Annotated in this window: 1 protein-coding gene and 1 pseudogene; both read right to left on the reverse strand. The window is 35.5% G+C overall.

All coding sequences use genetic code 11. The features are described 5' to 3' along the window. Positions 1-210 (reverse strand): transposase (locus A3SG_RS22605; RefSeq protein ID WP_016991468.1); only part of this gene is annotated, 210 nt, incomplete at its 3' end. Then, positions 207-425, reverse strand: a pseudogene (locus tag A3SG_RS22610) (IS110 family transposase); the annotation flags it as partial. The gene A3SG_RS22605 and the pseudogene A3SG_RS22610, both read right to left, overlap by 4 nt.

A 425-nucleotide genomic window follows, 5' to 3' on the forward strand; every position in this document is an offset into this window, starting at 1 on the left:
CCAAGCTGCTTCAACTAAATAACTGCGTAGTTGTGAGCGACTCCTTGGAGTAATTCCTAAACACTTTTCTGACTCTCCACTGTTATACATTCCAGGAACTAATCCGATGTAGGAACTAAACTGCCCTTCGTTATTGAACCGACGTAAATCTCCACATTCTGCCAAGATTACACTAGCTAGGTATCCTCCAATTCCTGGAATACTTCTCAAAAGATTGTAATCTTTCTTATGTTTTTTCTACAGTAAGAACGCATTTGATTGGCAATTTCTAAATATTCTGATTTGATAAACTTGAACATTCGTATTTTTCCTTGCAATGCTAAATCGCCACAAGAGGTACTAAACTTTATTTCTTCTAACCACAAAATAAAAGCTTTACTCCAATTTGGATTATCAAACTCTTCAGGAACTTTAATACCATGAAA

Origin of the sequence: Flavobacterium sp. ACAM 123, from assembly GCF_000264055.1 — a bacterium.
Lineage (GTDB): Bacteria > Bacteroidota > Bacteroidia > Flavobacteriales > Flavobacteriaceae > Flavobacterium.